This is a genomic window from Sphingobium sp. 22B (genome assembly GCF_001580035.1).
Taxonomy (GTDB): domain Bacteria; phylum Pseudomonadota; class Alphaproteobacteria; order Sphingomonadales; family Sphingomonadaceae; genus Sphingobium; species Sphingobium fuliginis.
Genome location: NZ_LTAB01000001.1, coordinates 566,562 through 582,700, shown reverse-complemented (window position 1 = coordinate 582,700; position 16,139 = coordinate 566,562). Strand labels below are relative to the sequence as shown.

Below are 16,139 nucleotides of genomic sequence, written 5' to 3'. Positions count from 1 at the left end.
TCAGGCGGCTCCCTGCCGGTCGCGCCGCCATTTGCGGTTGAGTTGCCAGATGCCGAGCATCATGACGAGCTGCGACAGCACGACGCCGCCGATGGAGAAGACGGGCGCGGTGCCCAGCACGAGCAGCGTCACGGCGACCAGCCCGATGCCGCAACTGCGCATGCTCTGCGCGGCGAGCGGGCGGAAGGCCTTGCGCGCCTGGGTCATCACGCTCATCGGCGTCTGCACGCACTGGACGAGGGAGAGGAGGGCGCACAGGCCCACCGCGATCATCACCAGCCGGTGGTCCAGCGTGGGCTTCAGGATCAGGCCTGGAAAGGCATAGAGGGCAATCGCCGCCACGGCGCAGGTCGCCAGCCACAGCATGACCAGCGCGGCCATGAAGACCCGTTCCGACCTGATCGCCGCGTCATGATCGCCGCGCGCCACGGCCCGGGTCATGCGGGGCCGCTCCAACTGTGTGAGGGCGGTGATGCAGACATTGACCGGGCGGAAGAACAGCATCCCCACGGCGATCGGCGCGAAGGCGGTCGGCCCGGCGAGCAGCGTCACGATATAGCTGTGCGAATTGGAGGTCGCCTCCGTCGACAGCACGCCGACCAGCGTCCAGGCCGACTGCTCCTTCCATATCGGGCGATAGGCGCCCAGCGCGCGGGCGGGCGCCATGGCGAAGTGCCGCCGCAGATAGGCGAGACCGAAGGGGAGCAGTCCGACCAGGCTGGCCGCCACCAGCATGCCGCCGATGGCGGGCATGTCGGCGCCGGTCCGCATCGCGATCAGCAGTCCGGCGAGGATCGTCCCTGCATAGGCGAGGTCCGATCGTGCAGCCCTTGCCGGAGCATGATGCGCATAGGCATTGGAGCGCCCGAACCAGCGGATCAGCGACAGCATGCCCGCCATCCCGAACAGCAGGGCGGCGGCGGGAGAGGCGGTTGCCCAGGCGATGGCGGCGCAGATCAGTCCCTGGCTGGCCGCCAGCATCAGGTTGACCGGGAAGAAGAAGTCGAAGCTCCGGGCATCGGCATCGTCTCCCTGGTTCACTGCGATGGTATAGGGCGTCGACACCAGCGCATTGGACAGGCCATAGCCGAACTGGATGATCACCAGCAGGAATGCCAGCGTGCCGATGGCCGCCGTTTCCAGATGATGGATGGAAAAGAGCTGGACCAGCAGATGGCTGACCGAGACGATCGCCGACGACAGGCTCGCCAGCCCGAAGCGGCCGAACAGGCTGCCAAGGCGCCGGACGCGGCCCGTCGGAAGATTTTCAGCCACCTGGGCTTCAGCCATGGCGATGTTTCCAGATCAGCCAGAGGGCGTGCGGATTGGTGGTGATGTAGCGCCAGGCCAGTTCCTTGGGCCGCGTCGCCATGCGGTGCAGCCATTCGAAACCGGACTTCTGCATCCAGAGCGGGGCGCGCGGATAGTCGCCGGTGATATAGTTGAACAGGCCGCCGCAGGTGACGATCCAGCCGGCCTTGATCCGGTCGCGATTGCGCACGCAAAAGGCCTGCTCGCGCGGCTTGCCGGTGCCGACCCAGAGGACGTCGGGCGCGGCGGCATTGATCGCGTCGATCACCGCATCCTCTTCCTCCGGCTTCCAGAAGCCGTTGCGCCGTCCGGCGAGCTGAAGACCCGGCGCCAGCGCAAGGATCTCCTTCGCGCAGGCGGCGTTCACCTTCTCCTCGCCGCCGAGCAGAAAATAGCTGACCTGGGCCTCCGCCGCCGGTTTCAGGCTGTCGATGAACATGTCCGTCGTGCTGGAGCGGTCCGCGATCTGCGGTCCGCCGAACCAGCGGGAGGCCGCGACGATGATCTGTCCGTCGGCATGGATCAGGTCCGCCTGCGCCAGATTGGCGCGGAAGTCCGGATCGGTGGCGTTCATCGAGAGGCCCTGGCCGTTGGCGTCGAACACCAGCGACGGCTGCTGTTCCAGGCTGCGGCGCAGGGGCGCTTCCACCAGCATCTTCGCGATCAGCGCATCCAGCGACAGGGTGGATACGGGCAGGCCGCCGACATGCGCGACGGGGGCTTCATTCCCTATGCCCGGACCGATTCCGGGAGAAGGAAGGGGCTGGGGACGCGCCAGCGCTTGTTCGGCGCTCATGCAATCACCGTCCCGGCGATCGGTACGCCATGCCGGTCCAGATCGTCGATGACCCGGCGCATGTCGGCAATGGCGGTATCGCCGCGCCGCGCGACGATCACGACGGCGTCGAAGCCCGCCAATATGCTTCCATAGGGCGTCTGGTCGCCCTTCCGCTCCGCAAGGTAGAACAGCATCGACGTGTCGCGCAGGCCCCAGCCATTGGCCGTTTCCGCGAGCGGGCCGCGCGTCACGAGGCTCGCCGCGCTGCCGGATGCGCGACCGGCGGTCATCAGCCACAAGCCCTCCACCGCCGTCCTGGCCGCGGGCAGCAGCGCGGCGCTGCCCATTAATTGTTCGGCCAGTCCTGCCTTGTTCGCGATGCGGAAGAGCCGGTCGAGCGAAGGCCGGCCCATGTCGACGTCGATCAACATCGTCTGCCCGTCCATCTGGGCCAGCACGACGGCAAGGTTCGCCGCCATGATCGCAGCCTCGTCGCCTGCCTCTATGGCCAGCACCGCCAGCCGCAGGGCAGCGGGATCGCCCTCCTTTGCCGCGGCGCGCATCTTGGCGCGGATCGTCCGCACCTTGGCGGCATAGGCATTGGCGGGGTCGAAGGCCGCGACCACCAGCGGATCGACCCGCTGGTCGCCCTCCGGCAGCAGGGCGAAGCCGCCCTGCAAGGCCGCGAGCATGCCCGCATCCTCCGGGTTCAGCAGCCCCAGGTCAACCGCCGCGTCATGCAGCGCCAGCCCTTGGGATCGGGCATGCGCCTCGACCTTGTGCACATCGGCTTCGGCCAGGAAACCGTGCTCCACCGCCAGTCGGGCGAAATTATGGCTGTCGCGGGCGCGGGGACGCAGCGCGGCGCCGCCGCCTGCCATGCCGCCCGAGGCCAGTTGATGCGGGGCGCCCGCCGTGGAACGCAGTCTCATGCGGCCTCCTGTTGCTTGAAGAACTTGGCCTGGCGCGCAGGGACCGGCACCAGTTCGGTGATGACATCGACCTCGGTGGCGCGGGCGACGCCGGCCGCGGAACGAACGCGGGGATGGACGATCTCCATCAGGATGACGGCAGCCACGCCGCCGACCAGGCCAAGCGCGATCCCGCCGATCAGCCACAGCATGATATTGGGCTTGGCAGGCAGCAGGGGCACGGTGGCCTCATCCAGCGGACTGGCATTGGGTTGGGATATCTGGCTCTTCAGCACCGCCTCGTTGAAGCGCTGCCGCACCGTGTCATAGGTCTGCCGCGCGGCATCCACGTCGCGCTGGAGGACCATGAGCTGGTCCTGAACGTCCGACATGCGGATCATGCGATCCTCCTGCCCCGCCATGTTGGACTTGAGGTCGCCCTCTCGCCGGCTGGCCGCCACGCTGTTGGCGCTGACCGCGCCGGCCTGGCTGGCGCGCGCCGCCGCCAGCTTGGACTGGAGTTCGGACAGCTGGGCGGCGGCCGCCGCCATGGTCGGGTGATTGGGCCCCAGGGTCTTTTGCAGTTCCGATACCCTGGCGGACTGCGCCGCCACCTGTTCCTGCAAATTCTGGACGATCAGCGATCCTTCGATGTCGGAAACGCTGCCCGCACCGGCCTTGGACCGTGCGGCTGCCGCTTCCGCCTGCGCCTGGGTAAGCTGATAGGACAGGTTCTTCAGCTTCTCCGCCTCAAGGTCCATGCGGTTGATGCCGATGATGTCGTGCGCCCGCTGGAAGTCCGACAGCTTCTTTTGCGCGATCTCATAGCGACGGCGCACTTCCTCCGTCTGCTCGTCGAACCATTTGGCCGATCCGCGCGCCGGGGAGGCGCGCAGTTCCACCTGTTCGCGCATGTAGATCCGGGCGATCAGGTTGGCGACCTTTGCGGCGACCTGCGGATCGGCGTCCAGATACTGGATCTGGAGCACGTTGCTCTGCCGGCCGGTGGTGATGGTCATGTTCTTCGCGACCGTGGCGGCTGCCGCCTGCACCCGCGCATCGGCGGGCATGTCCGTCGGCATCGCATCGACGAAGCCCGCTTCCCTTGCCACGGCGTTCATCACCTTGCCGCTGCGGATGATGTCCGTCTGCGTGCCCAGGATGGAATCCGTGTCGGGCTTGGGCCCCTGCGCCGTATTGGTGTCGGTCGGATCGGTCTGCGAAAGGTCGAGCAGCAGCGACGCCGTGCCCATATATTGCCGCGGTTGCAGAAAAGCGGTGATCGCGACGAGCAGGAACAATATGCCCCCGATCATCGCCGCCGTGCGCCAGCGCGCCTGAAGCGCGGCCAGCAAATCCATCGGGTTCATGGTCATAGCCCGTCCACTCCCTTGAGCAGCGCGCGCATCTCCTCCGCGGGCGATTGCACAGGCGGTGCGCTCTGCACCGGCTGCTTCGCCATCAGCAGCAGAAATTGCGGCGCCAGCGTATCCTCGAACATCCAGAGCTCACCATTGGGCGTCGCCACCAGCGCGGGTTGCAGCCGCATCATCGCGTCGCGCGCCTGGCCTTCGTTCACCGACCCGCCACCCAGCACCTCATGGCCGAGCTTCACGAGCCGCTCATAGCTGATGGCGGACATTTGGGAGGCGACGACGGCTGCAAGAGCGATCATCCGCCGCGTGGACCCGGCTTCCCACAGGATGCGGCGGAACAGCGCATGGGTCTGGCCGCTCATTTCCTCCCAATCCTCCAGCGCGGAAAGCAGCCCCTGCTCGACATCGGACAGCAGCATCCGGTCCCGCGCGGCCGATTCCGTCACCAGCGCGGCCGACATGCCGAACAGCCGCGCATGATAGGGCGATCCCATGGCCGCGCTCGACAATGCGTCGAGCGCATCCTCGTCGATGGAAAGCCGGGCGTTGGAGGCGCAGGACAGCAGCAGCCGCTCCAGCTCCGGCTTGGGGATCGGCGCGACCCGCTGCGGCACCAGATGGCGGCGCAGCGAGGGGTGGGCGGCGATCAGCCCGTCAATGTCGCTGGCGATGCCGACCAGCACGACCTGTACCGGCGAGTGGATGTCGGTCAGCAGCTTCAGCAGCGTCGCGACGTCCTGCTTGGCCGTTTCCGACTGCACCCGGTCATATTCGTCGATGATGAGGATGGAACGCTCCCGCACTTCCTCCACCAGCAGGGCGGAGAGGCGGGACACGTCCAGCGGTTCGCTCATCATCTTGCGCGCCCGTTCCTGTCCCGCGCTGCTCATCGGCAATTCGGTCAGGAAGGGACGGAAGAGGGAGTCGAAATCCGCTTCGCCATTGGCGGATGCATAAAGCGCGACGCATCCCGCCTCGTCCGCCAGATCCCCGAACACGCGGGCGAGCGAGGTCTTGCCCGATCCGCGCGTGCCGAAGATCACGGCATGCTTGCGTTGCACGACGATCGCCTCGACCAGCTTTTCCAGTTCGCTGTTGCGCCCTGCCAGTCCATGGCGGTCGGTCACCGGCATGGCGGTGTTGAACGCCGCATAGATGCTGTCGCGGCGCAGGCTGATGGGTTTGATCGGCGCGGCCATGGCGCTCATGGAGAGCGGCCGGTGCGCCGCTTCCTCCGGCTGCGCTTCCGGCGCGTCATGCCGGAAGCCGGGCAGGGCGGGCACGTCCAGGTGCAACGGCACGTCGTCGGGTATGACGCGCTCGTTGCGCTTTTCGCCGCTGCGCGTAAGGGACAGAAACCTGTCGAAAATACCGGATTTCTGGCTGGAGCGTGATTGCGCGAAGCCTTGATCGAGTGTCGTCAAAACAGCTTCTCCCGGATGATGAGGACATCTTCAGGCTTGACCGGATCGTCCAGCTTGGCCTGTATTTCCTTCCCCTCCCGCCGGACTTTTATCCTTTTGGTCGAACCCGCCAGCGTCGGTCCGCCTGCCAACGCCAATGCCTGCCGGAAGCTTTGCCCCGGCACATAGGAGAAGGCGCCGGGCTGCTGGACCTGGCCGTAGACATAGACTTTTTCCGCCGGCGGCACGAACAGCGTGTCCCCCGCCTTCAGCGGCCGCATCGCGCCCGCGCCCATATCGGCCAGCGAAATGCGTACTGGCCCGCTGCCGTCCGCTGGTGTCAGGATGACGGCATTGGCGCCGTCCTTGGTCGAACCGCCGGCCTTGGCGAGCATCGACGCCACCGTATAATCCCGGTCGAGCGGATAATTGCCCGCTTCCGGCACATTGCCGAGCACGGTGACGAACCGGCTGACATAATTGCTGACCTCCACGCTGACGGACGGCTTGGTCAGATAGCCGCCGCTGGCATAGCCGGCCGCAATGTCCTGCGCCAGTTGCGAGGTCGTCTTCCCCTTGGCCGAAACCGGCCCGACCAGCGCGAGCAGGACGGTGCCGTCCTCCTTGATGCGCGTGGTCGTCGACAGGTCGGGCTGTCCGAAGACGGAGATTTTCAGCTCGTCATTCGGACCGAGCTGATAGCCTGCGCTTGCCGCCTGCGCGGCAGTTGCAGTCGCCGCCGCGTTTCCGGCGGCGGTCTGGGCAGTCGCGGCCATCGGACCTGCAATGATGATCAGGGTCGAGATGGATTTCAGGAGAGTATCGGCTTTCACAGCTCATGCTCCCAATATATTGAGGGTCTAGAAATGCAGGGCAGCGCCCAACGTTACTTGCGTGCCGCTATAGTTGGAGACGCTGGTGTCCGTTCTGCGGGTGTAATGCTGGGCATCCAGCCTAAGATCGAAACGATCCGAAAGTTTCCTGGTCAATAGCCCGCCAAAGCGACGATTGCGGTCGGCCGTTATCGAATAGGGACGAAGCGCCGCATCCTGACGGAACTTTCTGCGGTCCCATTCCGCATAAAGGCCGGCGGACGTCAGTTCGGAAATCGAAAATTCGCCCTGGACGCGGTAGCTGGTATCGATGGCGAAACCGCTGGCGATCAGGCTGTCGTTGACGATGGCGCGCTCTGTCATGGCCGTCAGCTTCAGGCGCGGAATGGCTTGCGTCGACAGGCTGACTTTCCAGCCCAGCCCGTCATAGCCGCCCACCGCCGCGCTGTCGCTGCTGACGTCGAGCCAACGGACATCCGCGTCGATCTGCGTGATGGGTGTCACCGCGCGCTGGAACCGCAGGCCATAGCTGTTGATGCGGTTCTCTATGCCCAGCGTGTCGCGCTTGCTGTTCACCCGCTCATAATAAGCGGTCAGCGTGCCCAGGCTGGGCATGGCATAGCCGATCCCGCCCATGAACATATCGCTGGTCTGGTCGGCATAGTCGAACTGGTCGGCATTGCGCGTCCTGTCATGCTCATAGCTCGCCACAGGGAACAGCCCCGGGCGCTCGCAGGTGAAATCCGCGCCGACCGTGGCGAACTTCTGGAGGTTTTCAGTCGCGGAATTGATGTCGCCATAATCAGCGCGCTGTTGGCGATAGGAGGCGCGAGGGGTGATCAGGCAGGTCGCGCCGAAGCGGATATTGGCCTTCGCCTCGGTATCCAGACGCAACTTGCTCCGCTGTCCTTCGGAAATGAAACGGTCATAGCCGATCTTCCCCCGCAGCAGGATGTCGTGACGGCCCACCGGCATGCCATAGGTCGCCTCCAGAGAGGGCGTGACGATCAGGTCGTCGGTGGGGTTTTCGACGCGGTCGTCCACGCGATAGACATTGTCGTCATAGAGTAGATCGAGGCCGGCTGTCAGATGAAGACCATAATCCCTGATCCGCTTCTGCTCCATGGCATTGTTGATGCGCTTTGGCTCAGTCGTACCGTCATTATCCTGCGCCTGCGAAACTGTCGGCATGGCCGCGACCATTGCGGCACCACTTAGCGCTGCCGCAAAACAGGTGCGCGACCATGAAGTCTGTCGATCGCAAGGCGCAGAAATGCGGCCCCGCCATCGCGGATTATTATATTTGTTCAAAACCAATCGACCCTTATTGCATTGCAGCAATCAGGGCATGCTAGAAGTATTTCTACGTAAAACCACTGCCCGAAAAGCAGCTTGTCGCGTCAAAACAACGGCTCGGTTCATCGCAAACAGGGCGCGGCGGGACCAGTCCCGGCGCACCCTGCAGCTGTTAATCTGGGAGAAAGCTTGAGCCTTGCGAGTCCGGTCAGAAGATCAGCCAGGCGATGGCTGCGACCGCGCCGACAAAGGCCACGATGCCGGCCCAACGCGACAGGAGCTGTACGCCGCTTTCGGCGTGATCGGCAAAAGTCATGCCGTCGATGCGAGCGGGAAGCTCACGGCGCACCTCCGCCGTTTCGATCAAAGAGGGTGCCGTCGCAACTGCTGCAAATTCTTCCGCCACGTCGATATTCCCGCCGCCCGATTGGTGATGGCGTTAATATCCGATTTTGCGGTTAACAAATAGTTGGGAAGGCAGGCCTGCTGACATCGATTCGTCGCATATGACCATGCGACAACGCCCAATTCTTAACCTGGGATAAGTTTTTTTGCGACGAAGCGTTTTCAGCAACATTTCGTCGCAAATATCATTTTTTAGGCGGAACCTTTTTCGCTCTCCCGCGTCTTGGCCGCTCCGCCGATTCGCGCTCCAGATTTGGCATTCGGCGGGTGCTAATAAGCGTTCTTGTGGACCAGCACGTTCAGCGTTCCGAACAGGATCGCAATGTCGCGGGTCAGGCTCCAGCCATGCAGATATTCCAGATCCGCCTCGACCCGGTTCAATATGTCGCGGCGCGTTTCCGTCGCACCCCGGAAGCCGCGGATCTGCGCCAGGCCGGTGATCCCCGGCTTCAGTGCATGGCGGTGCCAATATTGCCGGTCCACCTGCCAGAATAGCTGTTCCTCCGCCGTCGATCCCAGGGCGTGGGGGCGGGGGCCAACCAGGCTCATCTCTCCCAGCAATACGTTGATGAGCTGCGGCAGTTCATCGATGCTGGTCTTGCGGATGAATGCGCCGACGCGCGTGATGCGATTGTCGTCCCGCTGCGTCGAAGTCGCGCCCGCGCTGTCGCACTGTTCCACCTTCATGCTGCGGAATTTCAGGATGTGGAACAGCATGTTGCCGCGCCCGATCCGTTCCTGCTTGAAGAAGACGGGGCCCGGGGAGTCCAGCTTGATGAGGATCGCCACCACCGCCATCAGCGGCGCGAGAAGGATCAGCACCGGTACGGTCAGGGCGATGTCCAGCAGGCGCTTCTTGGCTCGGTTGGCGAGGTTCAACGGCCCGCGCGACACCACCAGCGTGGGCGTGCCGCGGTAAGACTGGACCGCCAGCGGCGCCATCGGGTCCAGTTCGGGCACGATGATCTCACCCAATATGTTGCCGCCTTTCAGCATCTGGGCCCAATCCGCCTTGCGTTCGGCAGGGCAGGAGATCACCGCGCGATCATAGTCGCGGAGCAGGGTGCCCAGGCGATGCAGCATATAGGGATCGTCCAGATCGGCCTTCAGCCCGATGGCCGCCGCATCGACGATCACCATGCCGCTGACGTCGTCGGGAATGGCGCCGTCATCGATGATCAGGAGCTGGGCGAACAGGCCGTCGGCAAAGTTGCGGCGCACCATATGCACGATCATCAGCCGCTGTAGGACGAGCAAGGTGCCGCTGCACAAGATACCGGCCGAAATGCCAAGCCGCGACAATTGTCCCGTCGCCTTCAGCGAAAAGACAACCAGCAGGAAGATCAGCAATGTTCCCGCGAACGCCATGGTAGCGCTGCGGCAGGACTGCGTCATGCGCATCAGGCAATGGGGATTATAGGCCTGGTTATGGAAAGCCAGGACCGCGTAAACGATCATGCCGCCCGCCAGCGGCTGCCACTGCCCGTCCGCCAGCCATTGCAGGCCGGCGGCGCGCAGCCCGAAGGCGAAGCCCGTGGCAAGCGCGGCCATATCGGCAACCAGCAGGAGCAGGCACAGCCAAAGCCGCGCATTCCGCTGCCCTGAGGCCGTAGCGGGCTGGCGACTGGGAACACCTTCGATCGCCAGATCAATTTTCGACATCTGCAACCCTTTTTATGTCTTGACGTCAAGCCGGGCACCGCCGCGCGGCAGTGTGTTAACCATCAGACATCCGCAGCGTTTTGATTTATGTTGCGCAGCAGCAGGGCATAAATGCCGTGGACTGACAATCGGGCTTGGGGTGCGCGGACCCGCTTTTCCGATGATCCGTTTGTCCTGGAAGATGCTCTGCCCCAGATTTGCGACGACCTGAAATGGCGAGCGTTGCCATGCGGCGCTTCCGGGGCGCGAAGAACGCCGCCCGATCCGAATCACCAGCAGGATCAGCCTATTATCCACCACCCCAGCAAAAACAGTGTGGCGAGCAGCGCGAAGGGGCCTGCCCAGCGCGACAGGCGCTGGATCGCGCCCTCCATCTGCTCTTGCGGAACATGCCACCAGGAAGCGGGATTTCCATCCTCCCGGCTGTTCGTCTGCACAGGATCATGCTGGGGCGCGGCAGGAGCGGCTTTTGCGCCGCTGCCCTTGTCCTGTGGTTGGGGAGAAAGGTCGATCATGTCCGCAGTCCCAACCATCCCTGATGCGACCTGTCGACAGAATAGCCCGGCTGGCCGAAAAGGAAAGCAGATTCAGGCTTTTCGTTTCGGCAAAATCATCCGCGTCGGATCGTTCAACTGGACCCTTGGATGAAAGGGATGCGGCGATTATCCTGCCCCTCATGAAACAGGACCGACAGATCGATGCCGTCGACCGAAAGATCATCGCAGCCCTGCAGGAGGATGCGACGCTCAGCCATGCCGAGCTGGCGGAGCGGGTTGGGGCTTCCAGCGCTTCCTGCTGGCGTCGGATCAAGGCGCTGGAGGCTGCGGGCGTCCTCGCCGGGACGGTCAGGCTGGTCGATCCGGAAAAGGTCGGGCGGGGCGTCAACGTCCTTTGCAACATCCGCATGCGAAGCCACGCGCAGGAGGCCCGCCGCGCCTTCGAGCAGTTTGTCGAGGGTCGCCCGGAAATCGTCGAATGCTTTTCGATGTCGGGGGAATGGGACTATCTGATGCGCATCGTGGTGGCGGATGTCGCGGACTATAATCGCTTCCTGATGATGACCCTTTTGGGGCATCCCTCGGTCGCCGGTGCTGCGTCGCACTTCGCCCTGTCCATGACGAAGTTCACCACCGCCCTGCCGGTCTGACCTTGAGGGCGACGGGAGAAGCCGTGCGGCGATGCATCAAGGGTGGGGAGGATCTGGTGGACGCAGTTTTTTGGTGGACGCACTAGGGCTCGAACCTAGGACCCGCTGATTAAGAGTCAGCTGCTCTACCAACTGAGCTATGCGTCCACGCCCGCTTTCGGCTTGCGCCTCGATCGCCGGGAATTTGGTGGACGCACTAGGGCTCGAACCTAGGACCCGCTGATTAAGAGTCAGCTGCTCTACCAACTGAGCTATGCGTCCACATCCGCTTTCGGCTAGTCCCGGATGGGCCGTCGCTTTGGCGTGGGCGGGCTGTTAGCAGCCGCATCGGACTTTGCAAACAGGAAATCGCGTCTGCCGGCAAATTTTTGCGCGCAGGCCCCGTTTCATCCCCAGTTTCCCGGCCGGCTGCGCCGCCGGCCCGAACGCTCAATGGCCATGATGATTCCGACGCACAGCATGACCGTCAACATGGACGACCCGCCATAGGACATGAAGGGCAGGGGAATGCCGACCACCGGCGCCAGTCCCATGACCATCATCAGGTTGATCGCGACATAGAAGAAGATCGTCGTGGTCAGTCCCGCCGCCACCAGCCGCGCATATTTGTCCTGCGCGCGGAGAGACACGCCGATGCCCCAGCGGAACAGCAGCATGAAGGCCCCGATCAGCAGCACGCCGCCCATCAGCCCCCATTCCTCCGCCATGGTGGCGAAGACGAAATCGGTATGCCCCTCCGGCAGATAGTCCAGATGGCTCTGCGTCCCCTTGAGGAATCCCTTGCCGAAAATGCCTCCGGAACCGATGGCGATCTTCGATTGGCTGATATGATAGCCGGCGCCCAGCGGATCGCTTTCCGGGTCCAGGAAGATGAGGACGCGGTTCTTCTGATAATCGTGCAGGAAGCTGAAGGCGATGGGCACGATGGCGGCCAGCGTCAGTCCCGATCCCACGAACAGCCGCAGCGGCAGACCGGCGAGGAACATCACCGTCACCCCGCCCGCGGCGATCATGGTCGCGGTGCCGAGGTCAGGCTGCACCAGCACCAGCGCCCAGGGAATGCCGATCAGCACCAGCGCCGGCCAGATCGCGTTCCAGCGCCTGATCTCCCCCACCGGAAGCAGCGCGTAGAAGCGCGCGACCGCCAGCACGATCACCGGCTTCATGAACTCGGAAGGCTGCAACTGCATGAAGCCCAGGTTGATCCATCGCTGGCTGCCACCCGCCACCCCGCCGATCAGTTCGACCAGGAACAGAGCGGTCAGCACGACGCCATAGGCCGGGAAGGCGAGGCGCGCGAAGGTCTCCAGCGGTATGCGGCTCAGCACCAGCGCCATGCCCGAAAAGATGACGAAGCGAACGCCCTGGTTGATCGCCCAGGGGGTGATGCTGCCGCCGGCGGCGCTGTAGAGCACCAACGTCCCGAACCCGGCGATGGCGAGCAATATGCCCAGCACGCGCCAGGGGAATTCGGTCAGGGGTTCGGGAACGATGCTCATGGCGCGCTGTCCGCCGGGGGCGGGGCGTCGTCCGCTTCGGCAGCCGGTGCCGGAGGCGGGGCGGCAGGCGCGGCGGTCGGGGTCGCGCCATTGCCGGCGGATGCGTTCATCGCATTGGCCGCTTCGGGAAGAGGCGCCTCGCCCTTCTCGATCGCCTTCGCCAGCCTGTAGGCCGCCATCTGCCGCGCCAGCCGTTCGGCCGGCGGACCGCCCCAGTCCTTTTCGATGGTCTCCAGCTTCTCGATCGCCTTCGCCTGGTCGAACAGGAAAGTCATGGTGTCCGCCGCGATCATGGGCGCGTCCTCGATGCGGTTGACGTGGCCGCCATGCTCGATGATGCAGGCAATGGCATAGCGGGGATTGTCGAACGGTGCGAAGCCCTGGAACAGCGCATGGTCGCGCAGCTTGAACGGCAGCGATGCGTTGCTGCGCACGCCCCCCCCGCGTTCGGCCATGGTGATACGGCGGACCTGCGCCGTGCCGGTCTTGCCGGCCATCATCACGCCGGGCAGCGGGATGCGCGCCGCGCCGCCCGTGCCGCCGCCGTTCACCACCGCGCTCATCGCGTCGCGGATGGTCACCAGATGCTCCTCATTCACCCCCACGGACGCAGGCGTGGGCCGCTGTGCGCCGAAGATGAAGTTGGGCATCAACTGCCGGCCCGTCGCCAGCCGCGCCGCCATTACAGCCATCTGCAACGGGTTGATGAGCATATAGCCCTGGCCGATGGTCGCGTTGACCGTGTCGTAGACCTGCCATTTCTGATTGTATTTCTTGAGCTTCCACGCCGGATCGGGAACGGTGCCGAAACTCTGGCTGGGGAAGGGAAGGGCGAATTTCTGCCCCATGCCCACGCGCCGCGCCATGCTGGCGATCCGGTCCATGCCGATCCGCTGCGCCATCTGGTAGAAGTAGATGTCGCAGCTTTGGGCGATGGCGCCCCGCATGTTGAGCCCGCCATGGCCCCGCCGTTTATGGCAGTGGAACAGCGTGTTGCCGACCCGGATCGCACCCGCGCAGTTCACCGTCTCCATGGGTGAAACTCCCGCCTCCAGCAGCGCGAGCGCCACCATCGGCTTCACCGTCGATCCCGGCGGGTACAGCCCCTGCAACGTCTTGTTGCGCAACGGGACATGGTCGTCCTTCGACAGCATGTCCCATTCCAGATGGCTGATGCCGTCGGAAAAGCTGTTCGGATCGAAACTGGGCATGGACGCCATGGCCAGCACGTCGCCATTATGGCAGTCGATCACCACCACCGACCCGCTCTGCGTCGCCAGCCGCCGCCCGGCATATTCCTGGAGGCCCGCGTCGATGGTCAGCTTGATCGCGTTGCCCGGCGTGTCGGGCCGGGTGGTGAGTTCCCGCACGATCTTGCCCCGCGCCGTCACCTCCACCCGTTTCGCGCCGGGCTTGCCCGTCAATTCCTTGTCGAAAGACCGCTCCAGCCCGTCCTTGCCGACCTTGAAGCCGGGCGTGATCAGCAGCGGGTCCTTGCGCTCCTCATAGTCCTTGGCCGACGCTGCGCCGACATAGCCGAGCAGGTGTCCGACCGTCGCACCTGCCGGATAATTGCGGGAAAAGCCCTGGCTCGGGGCCACGCCCGGCAGGTCGGGCAGCCGGACGCTGACCGCCGCGAACTGATCGTAGGTCAACTTTTCCGCCACCTGCACCGGGCGGAAACCTGCCGACTTGTCCAGTTCCTCCTTGATCCGATCCACTTCGTCATCGCTGAGCGCCAGCAGATGGGCGAGGCTGCGGATGGTGTTCTCCGCGTCCGTCGCCCGCTCCGGGATCAGGTCGACGCGGAAGTCCGTGCGATTGTTCGCCAGCGGCCGTCCGTTGCGGTCGATGATCCACCCGCGTCGCGGCGGGATCAGCGTCAGGTTGACGCGATTGCTTTCCGACAGCAGATTATATTTCTCATTCTCGGCGACGCTGATCCAGCCCATACGCCCGACCAGCAGCGCGCCGATAGCCCCTTGCAGGCCCCCCACCACCATCGCCCGGCGCGTGAAGGTGAAGGACAGGGAGGCTTCGGTGACGGTCTTCTTCTTGAGCAGGGGCAGCTTCATGCCATCACGCGCCAACGGTCGATCCGGGCGCATTGCCGGACGACAAAGGGAAAGAGCAGGACCGTCCAGAGAATTTGCGGCGCGACCAACAGCAGCTTGATGTCTCCTCCGCCGGTGATCCGCGCGAAGAAAACGCCGCCGGCGATGCAGAAGATAATCGCGAAGGAGGCGATTAACCAGTCCTGCCGATAGCTGCGCCAGACCATGCGATGTTCGATGGCATCGATGCCGATCAGCGTGACGGTCCACAGGCACATGGCCGATCCGATGGGTTGGCCGCTGGCGATGTCGTCGAACAGGCCGAGCGGCACGCCGATCCAGGTGCGCCATAATTCGGGGCGCAGCAGCCGCCAGGACAGAAGCAGCAACAGGCCGAAGGGCGGCATGACCGGCGATTGCGCGATCACCGGCAGCGTCGTCACCAGAGATCCCAGCATCACCGTGATGACCGGGGTTCCCGCCAGCCGAAATCGCGAAGGATGACGGCCAAGGCGCGGCACATGCTGCAAATGGGGATCGATCATGGCGTGACCGAATTCTGCGCGGCGCCCGGTTCGACAGGAGCCGGCGGGCCATTGCCCTCCGGCCGGGTCACAGCCTCCTCGAAGGAGCGCTCCACCACAACCGCATCCACTCTGGAGGGGTTGGCGAGCGGCACGCCATAGGCGATCTCGCCCGCGATGCGCACGATCACCGCTACGGGAATATTGGGTTGATAGACCCCGCCGACGCCGGAGGTGACGAGCAGGTCGCCCGGCTTGAACGGATTACGCCCGGCCGCCAGCGCGCGGACCTCCAGCGTGCCGTCGCCAAGTCCCGTCGAAATCGCGGGGACGCTGTCATTGGCCCGCCGCACCGGCACGATATTGCTGGTGTCGGTCAGCAGCAGCACTTCGGCCGTGTTGGGCGTGGTGGTATGGATGCGCCCGATCAGCCCTTCCGGCGCGCGCACCGGCATGCCCGGCCGCACGCCCTGCCAGCGTCCCGCGTTCAGCCGCGCCAGCCGACGCGTGCTGGTGGAGGAGGATGCGATCAGACGCGCGGTCAGCAATTCGCTGCCGTCATCCTCGACCAGCTTCAACAGCTTCTTGAGGCGCAGATTTTCCTGCGCCACCGCCTTCGCCTCTATGATGCGGTTGCGGTCGGCCTCCACCTGCCGCCGCAGCGCGACGTTCTGGGAACCGGCACGCCAGTAGCTCGCCAGCACTTCGTCGATGGAGGCGACGCCGCTCACCATATTCTTGAGCGTCACCGACGCGGGGCGCGTAATCTCCGCCGTCGCGATGCGGATCGCGGCGAAGCCGGTGGGATCGAAAATGGCGACGACCACCAGAAGCAGGCCCACGGCGGCGCCCGTCATCGCCACGACATAGCTGGCGAAGAGGCTATATTGCGCCTTCCGGTTATGCCCGGGGCGTCGGCTGGGTGGCCGCGCCATCTTGT

The 16,139-nt window shown here is 64.6% G+C and carries 15 protein-coding genes and 2 tRNA genes; 1 reads left to right on the top strand and 16 read right to left on the bottom strand.

What is annotated here, in order from left to right:
* The 10 genes from A0J57_RS02670 to A0J57_RS02630 form a co-directional block, all read right to left on the bottom strand.
* Complete coding sequence (locus A0J57_RS02670; RefSeq protein ID WP_061937788.1) at positions 1-1,290, bottom strand: polysaccharide biosynthesis protein; 1,290 nt, start codon at positions 1,288-1,290, stop codon at positions 1-3.
* Positions 1,283-2,107 (bottom strand): WecB/TagA/CpsF family glycosyltransferase, encoded by an 825-nt coding sequence (locus A0J57_RS02665; RefSeq protein WP_061937786.1) that lies wholly within the window; start codon positions 2,105-2,107, stop codon positions 1,283-1,285. The genes A0J57_RS02670 and A0J57_RS02665 overlap by 8 nt, the downstream gene beginning before the upstream one ends.
* A complete protein-coding gene (locus A0J57_RS02660; RefSeq protein ID WP_025548797.1) occupies positions 2,104-3,021 on the bottom strand; it encodes a capsular biosynthesis protein in 918 nt (305 codons plus the stop codon). Before A0J57_RS02660 ends, A0J57_RS02665 begins: the two co-directional genes overlap by 4 nt.
* Positions 3,018-4,376 (bottom strand): GNVR domain-containing protein, encoded by a 1,359-nt coding sequence (locus tag A0J57_RS02655; RefSeq protein WP_025548795.1) that lies wholly within the window; start codon positions 4,374-4,376, stop codon positions 3,018-3,020. The genes A0J57_RS02660 and A0J57_RS02655 overlap by 4 nt, the downstream gene beginning before the upstream one ends.
* Positions 4,373-5,800 carry an ATP-binding protein gene (locus tag A0J57_RS02650; RefSeq protein WP_061937783.1) on the bottom strand — a complete coding sequence of 476 codons (1,428 nt, stop codon included), beginning with the start codon at positions 5,798-5,800 and terminating at the stop codon, positions 4,373-4,375. The genes A0J57_RS02655 and A0J57_RS02650 overlap by 4 nt, the downstream gene beginning before the upstream one ends.
* Complete coding sequence (locus tag A0J57_RS02645) at positions 5,797-6,612, bottom strand: polysaccharide biosynthesis/export family protein (protein WP_061937780.1); 816 nt, start codon at positions 6,610-6,612, stop codon at positions 5,797-5,799. The genes A0J57_RS02650 and A0J57_RS02645 overlap by 4 nt, the downstream gene beginning before the upstream one ends.
* 27 nt (positions 6,613-6,639) lie before the next feature.
* Complete coding sequence (locus A0J57_RS02640; RefSeq protein ID WP_235600763.1) at positions 6,640-7,803, bottom strand: hypothetical protein; 1,164 nt, start codon at positions 7,801-7,803, stop codon at positions 6,640-6,642.
* Positions 7,804-8,116: 313 nt separating this feature from the next.
* Positions 8,117-8,314 carry a hypothetical protein gene (locus A0J57_RS26500; protein WP_130029976.1) on the bottom strand — a complete coding sequence of 66 codons (198 nt, stop codon included), beginning with the start codon at positions 8,312-8,314 and terminating at the stop codon, positions 8,117-8,119.
* A gap of 269 nt (positions 8,315-8,583) precedes the next feature.
* Positions 8,584-9,975: a sugar transferase gene (locus A0J57_RS26800; RefSeq protein ID WP_025548789.1), complete on the bottom strand. Its 1,392-nt coding sequence runs from the start codon at positions 9,973-9,975 to the stop codon at positions 8,584-8,586.
* A 281-nt stretch (positions 9,976-10,256) separates the two neighbouring features.
* Complete coding sequence (locus tag A0J57_RS02630) at positions 10,257-10,490, bottom strand: hypothetical protein (RefSeq protein ID WP_025548787.1); 234 nt, start codon at positions 10,488-10,490, stop codon at positions 10,257-10,259.
* Between the two features lie 161 nt (positions 10,491-10,651).
* On the opposite strand from A0J57_RS02630, the gene A0J57_RS02625 reads away from it, so the two are divergent.
* Positions 10,652-11,122, top strand: a complete 471-nt coding sequence (locus A0J57_RS02625; protein WP_025548786.1) for an Lrp/AsnC family transcriptional regulator — start codon at positions 10,652-10,654, stop codon at positions 11,120-11,122.
* A 71-nt stretch (positions 11,123-11,193) separates the two neighbouring features.
* On the opposite strand, the gene A0J57_RS02620 is transcribed toward A0J57_RS02625, so the two are convergent.
* From A0J57_RS02620 to mreC, 6 genes are all read right to left on the bottom strand, one after another.
* Positions 11,194-11,269, bottom strand: a tRNA-Lys gene (locus A0J57_RS02620).
* A 38-nt stretch (positions 11,270-11,307) separates the two neighbouring features.
* Positions 11,308-11,383, bottom strand: a tRNA-Lys gene (locus tag A0J57_RS02615).
* 125 nt (positions 11,384-11,508) lie between these two features.
* On the bottom strand, positions 11,509-12,621 hold the full coding sequence (rodA, locus tag A0J57_RS02610; protein ID WP_044662416.1) for a rod shape-determining protein RodA: 1,113 nt from the start codon (positions 12,619-12,621) through the stop codon (positions 11,509-11,511).
* Positions 12,618-14,696 carry a penicillin-binding protein 2 gene (gene mrdA / locus A0J57_RS02605; RefSeq protein ID WP_061937775.1) on the bottom strand — a complete coding sequence of 693 codons (2,079 nt, stop codon included), beginning with the start codon at positions 14,694-14,696 and terminating at the stop codon, positions 12,618-12,620. The genes rodA and mrdA overlap by 4 nt, the downstream gene beginning before the upstream one ends.
* On the bottom strand, positions 14,693-15,220 hold the full coding sequence (locus A0J57_RS02600) for a hypothetical protein (RefSeq protein ID WP_025550149.1): 528 nt from the start codon (positions 15,218-15,220) through the stop codon (positions 14,693-14,695). The genes mrdA and A0J57_RS02600 overlap by 4 nt, the downstream gene beginning before the upstream one ends.
* Entirely contained in the window at positions 15,217-16,134 is a 918-nt protein-coding gene (gene mreC / locus A0J57_RS02595) for a rod shape-determining protein MreC (protein ID WP_025550150.1), read from the bottom strand. The genes A0J57_RS02600 and mreC overlap by 4 nt, the downstream gene beginning before the upstream one ends.
* Between the last annotated feature and the right edge of the window lie 5 nt (positions 16,135-16,139).

What these genes read in the sequence shown, in the direction of transcription:
- A0J57_RS02660 (WP_025548797.1), bottom strand. Translation starts at nt 3,021, where the DNA reads ATGAGACTGCGTTCCACGGCGGGCGCCCCGCATCAACTGGCCTCGGGC.
- A0J57_RS02625 (WP_025548786.1), top strand. Translation starts at nt 10,652, where the DNA reads ATGAAACAGGACCGACAGATCGATGCCGTCGACCGAAAGATCATCGCA.
- A0J57_RS02655 (WP_025548795.1), bottom strand. Translation starts at nt 4,376, where the DNA reads ATGACCATGAACCCGATGGATTTGCTGGCCGCGCTTCAGGCGCGCTGG.
- A0J57_RS02670 (WP_061937788.1), bottom strand. Translation starts at nt 1,290, where the DNA reads ATGGCTGAAGCCCAGGTGGCTGAAAATCTTCCGACGGGCCGCGTCCGG.
- A0J57_RS26800 (WP_025548789.1), bottom strand. Translation starts at nt 9,975, where the DNA reads ATGTCGAAAATTGATCTGGCGATCGAAGGTGTTCCCAGTCGCCAGCCC.
- mreC (WP_025550150.1), bottom strand. Translation starts at nt 16,134, where the DNA reads ATGGCGCGGCCACCCAGCCGACGCCCCGGGCATAACCGGAAGGCGCAA.
- mrdA (WP_061937775.1), bottom strand. Translation starts at nt 14,696, where the DNA reads ATGAAGCTGCCCCTGCTCAAGAAGAAGACCGTCACCGAAGCCTCCCTG.
- A0J57_RS02665 (WP_061937786.1), bottom strand. Translation starts at nt 2,107, where the DNA reads ATGAGCGCCGAACAAGCGCTGGCGCGTCCCCAGCCCCTTCCTTCTCCC.
- A0J57_RS02630 (WP_025548787.1), bottom strand. Translation starts at nt 10,490, where the DNA reads ATGATCGACCTTTCTCCCCAACCACAGGACAAGGGCAGCGGCGCAAAA.
- rodA (WP_044662416.1), bottom strand. Translation starts at nt 12,621, where the DNA reads ATGAGCATCGTTCCCGAACCCCTGACCGAATTCCCCTGGCGCGTGCTG.
- A0J57_RS02600 (WP_025550149.1), bottom strand. Translation starts at nt 15,220, where the DNA reads ATGATCGATCCCCATTTGCAGCATGTGCCGCGCCTTGGCCGTCATCCT.
- A0J57_RS02640 (WP_235600763.1), bottom strand. Translation starts at nt 7,803, where the DNA reads ATGCCGACAGTTTCGCAGGCGCAGGATAATGACGGTACGACTGAGCCA.